This is a genomic window from Paracoccus actinidiae (genome assembly GCF_030863885.1).
GTDB classification, from domain to species: domain Bacteria; phylum Pseudomonadota; class Alphaproteobacteria; order Rhodobacterales; family Rhodobacteraceae; genus Paracoccus; species Paracoccus everestensis.
Map to the genome: position 1 here is coordinate 2,915,468 of NZ_CP132956.1, position 12,894 is coordinate 2,928,361.

Sequence of the window (12,894 nt, forward strand, 5' to 3'; positions counted from 1 at the left end):
CTTACATTTTCACGATCTGGCCGGTTCGCACGCTTTCATCCGCCGCAAGGCAGATGGCCAGCGACCGCACGGCGTCCTGCATATGGCGGGCCAGATCCAGATCATCCGCGATGGCGCGGGCCATGAAGGCCTGTTCCCGGTCGCACAGGTCCTGGTGCCCCGGCTCGTCGGCCATCGACAGATCCTCGTGGCCCTGGCCCACGCGATGCACCCGCAGGGTCGAGGTCGTGGTATGGGTGTCGATGTCATCCGACCGCGCGCTGTCGGGCATCCTGATCGAGACCGCCCCCTTAGGGCTGACCACATCCTTCACGAAGAAGGCGGTGTCCGACATCATCGGCCCCCATCCCGCCTCGTACCAGCCCAGCGAGCCATCGGCGAACAGCACCTGGAAATGGCCGTAATTGTACATATCCGGCGCGATGTCGTCGGCCAGGCGCAGGCCCATGCCGCGCACCTCGACCGGCGCGGCGTCGGTGATCTGCAGCATCACGTCGACGTAATGGACGCCGCAATCGACGATAGGCGGCGTGGTTTCCATCAGCGCCTTGTGAACCTCCCATGTCGGGCCGGAGCTTTGCTGGTTGAGGTTCAGGCGAAAGATGTAAGGCCCGCCAAGCGCGCGGGCCTCGGCGATCAGGCGCTGCCAGCTTGGATGATGGCGCAGGATGTAACCGACGACCAGCTTGCGGCCCAAGTGGGTGGCGGCATCGACGACGCGCTGCGCATCGGCGACGGTGGTGGCAAGGGGCTTTTCGACAAAGACATGGGCGCCAGCCTCCATCGCCGCCACGGCATAGTCGGCATGGCTGTCGGAATAGGTGGCGACGCAGACCAGGTCGGGCTTGGTGGCGGCCAGGGCTTGGGCGTAATCCTCGAAGAAGGGATAGCCTTCCAATCCGGGGGCCAGCGGGCGCGGGCTGCGGTTGACCAGACCGACGATCTGGAACTGCGGATCCTTGTGATAGGCAAGGGCGTGGCTTTGGCCCATGTTGCCAAGGCCTGCGACAAGGACACGGATCATTTGACGGCTCCTGCGGTGATGCCCCGGATCAACTGCCGGGAAAAGATCAGGTAAAGGACCAGCACCGGCAGGATCGCCAGCGACAGCGCGGCCAAGACGGCGTTCCAGTTCGACACAAACTGTCCCAGGAAGACCTGGCTGCCCAGGGTGATGGTCTTGGTGGCCTCGGACGGGGCAAGGATCAGCGGGAACCACAGGTCGTTCCAGATCGGGATCATGGTGAAGACCGCGACCGTGGCCATCGCGGGCCGCACCAGCGGCAGGACCAGCCGGAAGAAGATGCGGTATTCCGAAAGCCCGTCGATCCGCCCGGCGTTCTTCAGGTCGTCCGACACGGTGCGCATGAATTCCGACAGGATGAACACCGCCAGCGGCAGCCCCTGCGCGGTATAGACCAGCACCAACGCGGTCAGCGTGTTGACCAGCCCGGTCGCCACCATCATCTGCAGGATCGCCACCGTGCCCAGCCGGATCGGGATCATGATGCCAAGCGCCAGATACAATCCCATCAGCGTGTTGCCGCGAAAGCGGTATTCCGACAGCGCAAAGGCCGCCATGGCACCGAACAGCAGCACGAAGAACAGGCTGAGGCAGGTCACCGCCAGCGAGTTCTGGAAATAGGCCACGAAATCGCCCTGCTTGGCCACGGTCTGATAGCCGATCAGGTCGAAGCTTCCCGGCCCCGGCAGGGCCAGGGGCTGCGTGAAGATCGCCTTCTTCGACTTGAAGCTGTTCACCACGGTCACGAAGACGGGAAACAGCGCGATCAGGGTCCAGGCGATCAGCACCGCATGGGCGGCAAGGGTGCGGGCGGGGGACTGGCGGGTCTTGCTCATGGCTGCGTTCTCAGAACTGATAGCGGCGCAGCCGCGTCTGGATCAGGAACAGATAGATGCAGACCCCGACCAGGATGATGCCGAACATCGCCGTCGCGATGGTTGCGCCCATATGCGGATCGCCCAACTGCAACTGGAAGCCGAAGAAGGTGCGATACAGGAACGTCCCCAGGATGTCGGTGGCGAAATTCGGCCCCGCAAGCGCCCCCTGGCTGACATAGATCAGGTCGAAGGCGTTGAAGTTGCCCACGAAGGTCAGGATCGAGATGATGCCGATCGCAGGCAGGATCAGGGGCAGCTTGATGCGCCAGAACTGCGACCAGCCGGTGATCCCGTCCATCTCGGCCGCCTCGACGATGTCGTCGGGGATCGACAGCAGGGCCGCATAGATCAGCATCATCGGGATGCCCACGAACTGCCAGACCGAGATCAGCGCCAACGTCGTCAGGGCATATTCCTCCTTGCCCAGCCAGGGGGCGAACAGGCTTTTCAGCCCCACCATGTCCAGCAGGTCCGGTGCGATCCCCCACAGCGGCGACAGGATCAGCTTCCAGATGAAGCCCACGACCACGAAGCTGAGGATGGTCGGGATGAAGATTGCCGTGCGATAGAAGGCCGAAAATCGCAGCCGAGGCGATGACAGCAGCGCGGCCAGCAGGATGCCGATGGGGTTCTGCACCAGCATATGGACGGCGAAGAACCACAGGTTGTTGCCAAGCGCGTTCCAGAAGGCCGCCGACCAGCGGGGATCGCCGAACAGTGTGCGGAAGTTCTGCAGGCCCACGAAGGCGGTTCCATCCCCGGTCCGGGTGAACAGAGACAGGTTCAGCGTGCTGAACAGGGGCAGGATCATGATCGCGCTGTAGACCAGCACCGCCGGCGCCAGAAACACCGCGATATGCCAGCGGATCGGCCGTCCCTTCGCCATGATCGCGTCCCCTTGGTCCTGTTGTCTGCGGCAGAAGGCCGGGACGGTCAGCCCCGGCCTTGCCGAACTGTCGGGCGCCTTACTGCGCCTGCTGCGGTTCATACCACGAGGCAAGGCCCTCCTGCAGGCGCTTGGCCGCGTCTTCCGGCGTCTCGGATCCGCGGATCACGTTGGCGGATGCGTTCCAGGTCTCGTTTTCCAGGTTCGGCGTGCCGCGCGACAGGATCTGGTAGGTGGACCGGATCGTCGGCTCGCATTTTTCGCGCCAGGACACGAATTCCTTGGCCAGCGGATCCTCCATCTCGACCGCCGTCGAGTTCAGCGAGAAGAAGCCCGGCAGCGCATTGGCGTAAAGCGTGGCGAATTCCGGCGATCCGACCCATTCCAGGAAGGCCTTTGTTTCCTCGGGATGCGCCGTCTTGGCGTTCATGCCAAGCGCGATGTCGGTATGGTCCGAGATATAGCAGGTATCCCCCGCATTCGGCACCGGCGGCGGGAAAGCGCCCATGGTGAAGGAGACCTGCGGGTTGAAGACGCCGATTTCCCACGATCCGGTCGGATAGATCGCGGCGCGGCCCAGGGTGAACAGGTTCTGGCTGTCGGGATAGGTCTGCGCCTCGAACCCGTCGCCCAGATAGTCCTTCCATTTCGCAAGCTGCTCAAAGGGCGCGACCCAAGGCTCGTCGGTCAGCTTCTGCGTGCCCTCGATCAGCGCCTTGCGGCCTTCCTCGCCCTTCCAATAGTTCGGGCCGATGTTCTGGTAACCCATGGTCGCGGCTTCCCACTGGTCCTGGGTGCCCATCGCCATGGGGACATAGGTGCCGTCCTCCTTGATCTTGTCCAGGACGGCGAAGAATTCCTCCTCGGTCGCGGGCGGGGTCAGGCCCAGTTCCTCGAAGGCGTCGGCATTATACAGGAAGCCGTGGATCACCGAGGCCATCGGCACGCAGAAGGTGGCCGCGCCGTCGTCCGTCTGCCAGGCCGATTTCGCCACGTCCGAGAAATTCGCCATCGATGCAAGCGAGGTCAGGTCGGCAAGCTGGCCCTTGTTGTAAAGCTCCAGCGAGGCGTCGAAGGGGCGGCAGGTGATCAGGTCGCCCGCCGAACCCGCGTCCAGCTTGGAATTCAGGACGGCGTTGTAATCGGCCGGGGCCGAGGGCGAGAAGACCAGCTTGATGCCGGGATTGGCGGCCTCGAAGGCGGGGATCAGCGTGTCCTGCCAGATGGTGATGTCGTCGTTGCGCCAGCTTTCGATGGTCAGCGTGACATCCTGGCCCCAGGCGGTCCCGCCCAGCATCGTGCCCGCCAGAAGGGCCGTTCCAAGGGTCTTTTTCATCGTCATCTCCCTGTGAAGGACGCCTTCGCGCCCGTTGCTTATTGATCCGCCGCCGCCAGCAGGGGCGCCAGATGGCCGCCGCTTTGCCGCAGCGCCTGTTCCGCGTCGCCCGGGGTGCGTCCCTGCGCCACCAGGATCGCGCATTTCACGCCGCCTCGGGTCCGCGCCAGGGCAGCCTTGGCGGCTTCCTCATCCACGCGAGCCACGCCCGCCACGATCCGGGCGGCGCGGCCGACCAGCTTGGCGTTGTCGGCCTGGACATTCACCATGAAGCCGTCATGGACATGGCCCAGTTCGATGCCCAGCAGCACCGACATCAGGTTCAACGCGGCCTTTTGCGCCGTGGCCGCGCCCAGCCGGGTCGATCCCGACACCAGTTCCGGCGGGGTTGCGAGATGAATTGCAATATCCGCCCGTTCCAGAAGAGGCGAAGGCGCCACATTGGCGATGCCCACCACGGTGACGCCACCGGCCCTGGCCGCATCCGCCACCGCCAGGGCATAGGGCGTCCCGCCCGAGGCCGAGACGGTAATCAGCACATCGCCCCGGGACAGGCCGCTGCGCCTGAAATCTTGGGTCGCGGCGGCGGTGTCATCCTCGACATCGCCGCGCATGTGCAGCAGCGCGGATGCGCCGCCCGCAAACTGGATGGGCGTGCGTTCGGGCGGGATCCCGAAGGTGCCGGCCAGTTCCAGCGCATCGGCAAGGGCCATCAGGCCCGAACTGCCCGCCCCCGCATAGCCCAGCCTGCCGCCTTGCCGCAGGGCCGCCGCAGCGGCCTGGGCCGCGGTTTCGATGGCGGGAATGGCTGCGGAAAGACTGTTGAGCGCATCGCCCTGCGCCTGCACGAAAAGCGCGCCGATTTCGGCCGCCGGGCGCAGATGCAGCCCGTCGGCATGAGGATGGCGCTGTTCGGTAGGACGAGGGTCCATGTGATTCCTCCGTTGGCAAGATGATGCCAAAGCAATACCATCTGTAAAGCCCCTTGTCGCAAGGAACGGAAATTTATGTACTATCTCGTTAGCGTCTGATTCTTCTTTCGATTGGCCTTTGTTTGGTATTACTAGGAAAGGCAGGAGAATCGGATGGCGCTTGATCTGGGCATTGACGCGAAAGGCACGGCTTGCCGCACAGCCTTGGCCGAAGGGCCGGTCTGGTCCCACGCCGATCGGCGCAATCCCCCTTCAGCGCCGGGCCGTGATCCGGCGCGGGCGCCATGACGCAGGATCCATTCGCCCCAGACGGGTTTGCGGAAACCGGGCACGGTCCGCTGTACCTGCAACTCCGGCGGCGTATCGCGGATGCCATCGCCTCGGGCAGGCTTGCCCCCGGCGACAGCCTGCCGCCCGAACGGGAAATGGCCAGCCTGACGGGCCTGTCGCGGGTGACGGTGCGCCGGGGCGTGCAGGAACTGGTGGCATCGGGACAACTGGTGCAGCGGCGCGGGTCGGGAACCTTTGTCGCGCGCAAGGTGGAACGGCTGGAACAGGCGCTGTCGCTGCTGACCTCCTTCACCGAGGACATGGCCCGGCGCGGCCGTTCGGTCGAAAGCCGCTGGATCCGGCGCGGGCTTTTCGCCCCCACCCCCGAGGAGGTGATGGCCCTGGGCCTGGGTTCCGCCGACCGGGTGGCGCGGCTGGAACGGGTGCGCCTGTCCGACGGGGTTCCCCTGGCGATTGAACGGGCCTCGCTGTCCCAGCAGGCGCTGGCCCGGCCCGAGGTTGTCGAAACCTCGCTCTATGACGTGCTGGATGCGCGGGGCCTGCGGCCCGTCCGGGCCGTGCAGCGCATTTCCGCGACCAACCTGGGCGAAGCGGATGCAGGCCTCCTGCACGTCTCGCCCGGTGCGGCGGGACTGCGGATCGAGCGCATTTCCTACCTGCCCTCGGGGCAGGTGATCGAATTTACCAGATCGCTTTATCGCGGCGATGCCTATGATTTCGCAGTAGAGTTGAAATCGGCACCCGACACGGACAGGAGGCCCCAATGACCCAAAGCCACATGGCGCGAGAAGTCGCCGAAATACCCGAAGCCGCCCGCCGTTTCCTGGATGGTAGCCGCGACGCCGTGCTTGCGGCGGCGGCGGCGCTGCGCGACAGGCGGCCCGTGGTGGTGACGACTGTGGCGCGCGGATCGTCCGACCATGCGGCGACCTATCTGAAATATGCCATCGAGATGGAGCAGGGTATTCCGGTGGCCTCGCTGGGGCCATCAATCGCCTCGATCTATCAACGGCCGCTGCATCTGGCAGAGGGCGCCTGCATCGGCATCTCGCAATCGGGCCGCAGCCCTGACATCGTGGAAATGCTGCGCGCCGCGGGCGCCGGGGGGGCGTTGACCATCGCCATCAGCAACGCGCCCGACAGCCCGCTGTCAGACGCCTCGGCCCATGCGCTGCCGCTGCTGGCGGGGGTCGAACACAGCGTGGCCGCCACCAAGACCTTTGTCACAAGCGTGCTGGCGGGGCTGGCGCTGCTGGGCGAATGGCGCCAGGACGCGGCCCTGCGCCGGGCCGTGGCGGATTTGCCGGATGCCTTTGCCAAGGCGCTTGCCTGCGACTGGTCCCCCCTCGCCGCGGGCCTGTCGGAGGCTGCCTCTGCCTATGTCCTCGGGCGCGGCCCCGCCGTCGCGATTGCGGGGGAAGCGGCGCTGAAGCTGAAGGAAACCTGCGGCCTGCACGCCGAAAGCTTCAGCGCGGCCGAGGTTCTGCATGGGCCTGCGGCCATCGTCCAGCCGGGTTTTCCGGTGCTAGCCCTTGGCGTGGCGGATGCCGCGCTGCCCCAGCTTGTCGCGACGGCTGAACGCCTGGCCGGGCAGGGGGCCGATGTCTTCCTGACCGGGGCCGAGGCCGGGGGCGCGGTGACGCTGCCTTCCGTGCCGGACCTGCATCCGATCGTGGCGCCCCTGGTGCTGGCGGTATCGTTTTATGCCTGTGTCGAGGGCTTGGCGCGGCGGCGCGGATTTGATCCCGACGTGCCGCCGCATCTGCGCAAGGTGACGGAAACGGTCTAGGGGCAGGGCCATGCAGGATGTTCTGACTGCGACGCGGATCTTTGACGGGGAACGCTTCCTGACCGGCCACGCCGTCGTGGTCGAGGGTGGACGGATCGCGGCCCTGCTGCCCCTAGACCAAGCGCCGCCAGTCGGCCGGGCGTTGGAGGGCACGCTGGTGCCCGCGTTCCTGGATCTCCAGGTCAATGGCGGCGGCGGGATTCTGGTGTCGGGCGCAACGGGCGTCACGGAACTGGAACAGGTCTGCGCCGCCCATCGCGCCCTGGGCAGCGCCGGGGTGCTGCCCACCCTGATCACCGACACCGCCGAGGCCACGGCCAGCGTGATCGAGGCGGGCCGCAGGGCGGCACGGGCGGGGGTGCCGGGTTTCCTGGGCCTGCATCTGGAAGGCCCCCATCTGGATCCGCGCCGCAAGGGCGCCCATGATCTTGCCCTGATCCGTCCCATGGACGCCACGGATCTGGACCGGCTGTGCGATGCGGCGCGGGATCTGCCCGCGCTGATGATCACCCTGGCCCCCGAGGCGGCCACGGCCGGGCAGATCCACGCTCTGTCGCAGGCGGGTGCGATCGTCAGCCTTGGGCACAGCGACTGCAGCTTCGAGACAGCAATGGCGGCATTCCGTGCCGGTGCGCGGTGCGCGACGCATCTGTTCAACGCCATGAGCCAGTTCGGCCATCGCAGCCCCGGTCTGGTCGGCGCGGTGCTGACCGGGACTTGCGCCGCCGGACTGATCGCCGATGGAGAGCACGTGCATCCGGCGGCGATGACCCTGGCCCTCGCGGCGCGGGCGGAAGGCATTTTCCTTGTCACGGACTGCATGGCCTTCGCCGGCACCGACCTGACCGAGATGACCCTGCACGGAAGGCAGGTCATGCGCCGCGACGGCAGGTTGACGCTGGCCGACGGCACGCTGGCGGGCGCGGACCTGACCCTGCCGGATGCCGTTGCCCGGCTGGTCCACACCCTTGGCATCCCCGAGGCACGGGCGCTGCGCATGGCATCGGCCATCCCTGCCGCGCTAATCGGGAGGGCCGAGGATCATGGGGCGATCCGGCCGGGCGCCAAGGCCCAGATGCTGCTGCTGGATCACGACCTGCATCTGCGGGAATGCGTGGGTTTCTGAAGGACGGGGGTGGTCCCCATCACACCCGGTGCGAACTGCCCGGCTGTCCAGAACGGTTGCGCAAGTCGGGACGCCCCGAGGCCGCAGCCACGCTGGAAGCGCGTCATCCAATCCCGCAGAAGTCTCGGACGAGGTCGCGCCGATGGACGGGGGAACATGACGCCCTGGCAGGATGACCACCCCGAGCGACCATCCCTGAAGGGGATGCCAGTGTCCCCCGGCAGTCGTCACGACATCTTGAACCGCACGGCGCCCGGACCCATATGAAGGGCATGGCTATCATCTTGCATCATAACCGGCGTCGGCCGGGTTTTCGGGGGCCGCTTCTGAACCGCGGCTGACCCCGCAGGCGGCCGGTCGAATAATCGCCGCTGCGGGGCAGATGACGGAAGTCACCACACATTCTGGCGTTGAAAAGGGTGCGGCGCACAAGGGCGGCGGCCGTTTCAATGCTTATGGAAACATGGTCGTTGCGCCACCTGACAGAGCTGACCGGCAACGACCCTGATGATGCAGGAGATCGCAATGTCACACAATCCGGCCACCGGGAATTCATTCGTCGCGCGGGGGCCGTCCCGCAACAAGGGGACCGTCAACTTGACCGCCGCCATCGGGCGTTGGGTAAAGGCGGGGCTTCGCCACTGGCAGAAGCGCCGGGCGATCAGGACGCTTCGGGAACTGGACGACTGGACGCTTTACGACATCGGCGTTTCCCGCAACGAAATCCGGGGTCTTGTCGATGATCTGGTGTCCCACCCCTCCCGCAAGGTATCGCCACGGCGGCATGGCCCGCAGTCGGATGCCGCGCCACGGTCGGGACGCCCGGTCTAGGCCGGGACCGACGATGTGCCTTGGCCTTCACGCCGTGCCGGGAAAGGAGGGACGATAAGACATTCCCAGGCCGCCGGTGGGCATCGTGCGGACCATCACCTGCACGTCCCTTGCAGTCAGGCACATCGGGAATGGACCAGGATGCGGATGCCCAGTGACAAGAGGGGCCGATGCGGGGCAGGCGGTTCTAGAAGACTATTGGCAACTCTCGGGTGTATTGCCAGTTAGGTACCATTACGGGGCAGCCGCTGGGCTGCCCCCTGTCTGCAGCCAGGAGACCAGCCATGAAAGACAAGCCGCCGCACGGCAACAACACCCTGACGAACCGGCAGGGCCACGAGATCACGAACAACCAGTCGCAGCGCACGGTGGGTCCGCGTGGACCGGCGACACTGGAAAACTATCATTTCTTGGAGAAGATCACCCATTTCGACCGCGAGCGGATCCCCGAACGGGTGGTCCATGCGCGCGGCTTCGTCTGCTATGGCGAGTTCGAGGCGACGGGCATGATCGGCGATGAACCCGCCTCGACATACACCCGCGCCAGGCTGTTCCAGGAAAAGGGCAAGAAGACGCCGCTGGCGATCCGCTTTTCCACCGTGATCGGCGGCCGCGACAGTTCCGAGGTGGCCCGCGATCCGCGCGGCTTTGCGGTCAAGTTCTATACCGAGGACGGCAACTGGGATCTGGTCGGCAATAACCTGGCTGTCTTCTTCATCCGCGACGCGATCAAGTTTCCCGACGTGATCCATTCGCTGAAGCCCGACCCCGTGACCTTCCGGCAGGAACCCAACCGCATCTTCGACTTCATGTCGCAGACGCCGGAATCCATGCATATGCTGACGCACCTGTTCAGCCCGCGCGGCATTCCGGCCAGCTATCGCCACATGGAAGGCTTTGGCGTGAACACCTACAAGATGGTGAACGCGGCGGGCGACACGGTGCTGGTCAAGTACCACTTCCACCCGCGGCAGGGCATCGCCTGCCTGACGGCGGCCGAGGCCGAGAAGGTGCAGGGCAAGGACTTCGGATCGGCGTCCAAGGATCTGTTCACCGCGATCGAGCGGGGCGATTATCCGCAGTGGGATATGTATGTCCAGGTGATGGAGGATCACGACCACCCGGAACTGGACTGGGATCCGCTGGACGACACCAAGATCTGGCCGGAAAAGGACTTCCCGCTGCGCCATGTCGGCGTGATGACCCTGAACCGCAACGTCGAGAACTTCTTCGACGAGAACGAGCAGATCGCCATGGGCACGGGCGTGCTGGTGGACGGGCTGGATTTCTCGGACGACAAGATGCTGGTCGGCCGGACCTTTTCCTATTCCGACACGCAAAGGTATCGGGTCGGCACCAACTATCTGCAACTGCCGGTGAACCGGGCAAAGAACGCGCGTGTCTCGACCAATTACGACGGCGGGCAGATGTCCTTCGGACGCGATCTGGCGCCGGGTCAGAACCCCCATGTCAATTTCGAGCCCTCGATCCATAACGGCCTGCACGAGGCCGAACGCGAGGCGCCCAGCAACCCGCCCGAGATCCGGGGCAGGTTGACCCGCAGCGTGCTGGAACGGCGCAACGACTATGTCCAGGCGCGCGGCCGCTATTGCACGATGATGCAGTGGGAACGGGACGACCTTGTCCTGAACATGGGGACGCTGCTGGGCGACTGCGAACGCGACGTGCAGGAACGGATGGTCTGGCACTTCATGCTGGTCCATGACGATTACGGCAACCGCGTGGGCGAAATGCTGGGCATCACCGCGGCGGATCTGAAGCATCTTGGACCATTGCCCAAGCAGGTGCTGACAGAGGAGGACCAGCGTCGCCTGGAAAACCTGGGCGCGAATGGCGATGTGATCGACGAAACGGTCTGGGGACAGTGGACAAGCTCGGTGAAGAACCGCCAGGCCACGGCCGAGGAGGTGCTTGGCGGGTTGCCGGGTTCATCCGGCCAAGCCGGGCGCCGGGCCCAGGCGGCCGGCTCGTGAACCAACCCTGATTGTTTGCCCCGGAGGTTTCTTGTCCACGACAAGAGGCTCCGGGGCAGGCGGCTGGGCCGGTGGACGGATCCCATCCTTGCGGAAAGCCGATCAGGCTGAGCCCTCAAGCCCCTTCACGGTCACGGGCAGATTGTGGCGCAAAAAGCGGTCGCGCACCTTGTCGACCGCCGCCAGTGCCGTGATGTCCCACAGCGTGGCGCGCGACAGGTCGATGGTGACCGGGCCGTCGTGGTCGATCGGGTCGAAGGCCTCGATGAAGGCTTCGGCCGAGGCAAAGAAGATCTGCCCCTCGACGACGTAATGGTCGCCCTCGCGGCGGACCTGCTGCATGGCGGCCACCTTGGCGGCAAAGAACACGCCGCTCATCAGCACGCCGACCAGCACCCCAAGCGAGAGATTGTGGCTGAGGATCGTCACCCCCACCGTCGCCAGCATGACCAGGTTGGACAGGGCCGGCGTGGTGCGCAGCCGCTTCAGCGATCCCCAGTCCAGCGTGTCGATCGAGACCATGACCATGATCGCCACCAAGGCCGCCACCGGCACCTGGCCGATCAGATCGCCCGCCGCGCCCATGAACAGAAGCAGCAGCCCCCCGGCAGCCAGGGTCGACAGCCGCCCCCGCCCGCCATACTTCACGTTGGAAACGGTCTGCCCGATCATGCCGCAGCCCGCGATGCCGCCGAACAGGCTGGCCGCGACATTGGCCAGCCCCAGGCCCCGCGCCTCGGCATTCTTGTCCGACGGCGTGCCGGTCTGGTCATCCACGACGCCCGCCGTCATCAGGCTTTCCAGAAGACCGACCATCGCGATGGCCAGGGCCGGGGCGAAGATGATGCCCAGAAGATCAAGGCCCCAGGGCACGTCGGGAATGTGAAAGGCCGGCAGCCCGTCGGGCAGCGCGCCCAGGTCCGACACGCGCGGCACGTCGATCCCGGCTGTCGAGCAGACGGCCGTCAGCAGGACCACGCAGATCAGCGGTGCCGGGATCCTGGCGGTCAGGCGCGGCCCCAGGTAGATCACCGCAAGCCCCGCCGCGATCACGCCATAGCCACCGGTTCCGGCATTCAGGATATGCGGCAGTTGCGCGGCGAAGATCAGGATGGCCAGGGCATTGACGAAGCCCGTGCGGACCGAGTTCGACACATAGCGCATGAGCGTGGCCAGCCGGGCAAAGCCGAAGAGGATCTGGAACAGCCCCGCCAGCAACCCGGCCGCGAAAAGATATTCCACCCCGTGTTCGCGCACCAATGGCGCCACCACAAGGGCGACCGACCCGGCCGCCGCCGAGATCATCGCGGGCCGACCGCCAAACAGCGCAATGACGATGCTGATGACGAAGGATGCATAAAGCCCGACGGCGGGATCGATCCCGGCGGTGAAGGAAAAGGCGATGACTTCGGGGATCAGGGCAAAGGTCGCCACCGCCCCGGCAAGGATTTCGCGGACAGGATTGTCCTGCCACTGGCGCAGATAGTGCCGTGCAATATTCATGAGGATGAGAGGACGCTGTGTGATGCATTGTCCGGCGGATCGGCGGCCGGAATAGCCACCCGGGCTTGCACCGGGTCCAGGCGATTGCCCGCCTCTTAGCCAGAGTCGCCGATCATGCCAAGCCGGTATTGGCGAAAGAAGCATTTGTCACCCGGCATCGGCCAGACAGTCCATGCAAGTATCGCCAGGCCGTTCCGGCCTTGGATCACGGAACGTCTTAGCCGGAACAATTCATGAAGCCGTCGTTTCACAGCGGGTAGGCACGGCTTCGTCCATTCTGGTTTGAATCGCACAACGGACTTTG

General features: G+C 65.5%; 11 protein-coding genes and 1 other annotated feature. Of the genes, 5 read left to right on the top strand and 6 right to left on the bottom strand.

The window, feature by feature from the left end; translation table 11 throughout:
• Position 1: 1 nt before the first annotated feature.
• The 5 genes from Q5701_RS14525 to Q5701_RS14545 all read right to left on the bottom strand — a co-directional run bounded on the left by Q5701_RS14525 (position 2) and on the right by Q5701_RS14545 (position 5,056).
• Positions 2-1,024 carry a Gfo/Idh/MocA family protein gene (locus Q5701_RS14525; protein ID WP_306751700.1) on the bottom strand — a complete coding sequence of 341 codons (1,023 nt, stop codon included), beginning with the start codon at positions 1,022-1,024 and terminating at the stop codon, positions 2-4.
• Positions 1,021-1,860: a carbohydrate ABC transporter permease gene (locus Q5701_RS14530; protein WP_306751701.1), complete on the bottom strand. Its 840-nt coding sequence runs from the start codon at positions 1,858-1,860 to the stop codon at positions 1,021-1,023. Before Q5701_RS14530 ends, Q5701_RS14525 begins: the two co-directional genes overlap by 4 nt.
• Before the next feature lie 10 nt (positions 1,861-1,870).
• The gene (locus Q5701_RS14535) at positions 1,871-2,788 is read right to left on the bottom strand and encodes a carbohydrate ABC transporter permease (RefSeq protein ID WP_306751702.1); all 918 of its coding nucleotides are present in this window, start codon (positions 2,786-2,788) and stop codon (positions 1,871-1,873) included.
• A gap of 79 nt (positions 2,789-2,867) precedes the next feature.
• A complete protein-coding gene (locus Q5701_RS14540; protein WP_306751703.1) occupies positions 2,868-4,124 on the bottom strand; it encodes an ABC transporter substrate-binding protein in 1,257 nt (418 codons plus the stop codon).
• A gap of 38 nt (positions 4,125-4,162) precedes the next feature.
• Positions 4,163-5,056, bottom strand: coding sequence for an N-acetylmuramic acid 6-phosphate etherase (locus Q5701_RS14545; RefSeq protein ID WP_306751704.1), 894 nt, complete (start codon positions 5,054-5,056; stop codon positions 4,163-4,165).
• Positions 5,057-5,340: 284 nt separating this feature from the next.
• On the opposite strand from Q5701_RS14545, the gene Q5701_RS14550 reads away from it, so the two are divergent.
• From Q5701_RS14550 to Q5701_RS14570, 5 genes are all read left to right on the top strand, one after another.
• Positions 5,341-6,114: a GntR family transcriptional regulator gene (locus Q5701_RS14550; protein WP_306751705.1), complete on the top strand. Its 774-nt coding sequence runs from the start codon at positions 5,341-5,343 to the stop codon at positions 6,112-6,114.
• Positions 6,111-7,136: an SIS domain-containing protein gene (locus Q5701_RS14555; protein WP_306751707.1), complete on the top strand. Its 1,026-nt coding sequence runs from the start codon at positions 6,111-6,113 to the stop codon at positions 7,134-7,136. The genes Q5701_RS14550 and Q5701_RS14555 overlap by 4 nt, the downstream gene beginning before the upstream one ends.
• Before the next feature lie 10 nt (positions 7,137-7,146).
• The gene (gene nagA / locus Q5701_RS14560) at positions 7,147-8,262 is read left to right on the top strand and encodes an N-acetylglucosamine-6-phosphate deacetylase (protein WP_306751708.1); all 1,116 of its coding nucleotides are present in this window, start codon (positions 7,147-7,149) and stop codon (positions 8,260-8,262) included.
• Between the two features lie 525 nt (positions 8,263-8,787).
• Entirely contained in the window at positions 8,788-9,093 is a 306-nt protein-coding gene (locus Q5701_RS14565; protein ID WP_306751709.1) for a DUF1127 domain-containing protein, read from the top strand.
• Positions 9,094-9,377: 284 nt separating this feature from the next.
• Positions 9,378-11,087 carry a catalase gene (locus tag Q5701_RS14570; RefSeq protein WP_306751710.1) on the top strand — a complete coding sequence of 570 codons (1,710 nt, stop codon included), beginning with the start codon at positions 9,378-9,380 and terminating at the stop codon, positions 11,085-11,087.
• Positions 11,088-11,189: 102 nt separating this feature from the next.
• On the opposite strand, the gene Q5701_RS14575 is transcribed toward Q5701_RS14570, so the two are convergent.
• Positions 11,190-12,590, bottom strand: coding sequence for a SulP family inorganic anion transporter (locus Q5701_RS14575; RefSeq protein ID WP_306751711.1), 1,401 nt, complete (start codon positions 12,588-12,590; stop codon positions 11,190-11,192).
• A 25-nt stretch (positions 12,591-12,615) separates the two neighbouring features.
• Positions 12,616-12,671 (bottom strand) — a sequence feature (sul1 is cis-regulatory element that is thought to sense ions involved in sulfur or methionine metabolism; They are found in Alphaproteobacteria).
• Positions 12,672-12,894: the final 223 nt, after the last annotated feature.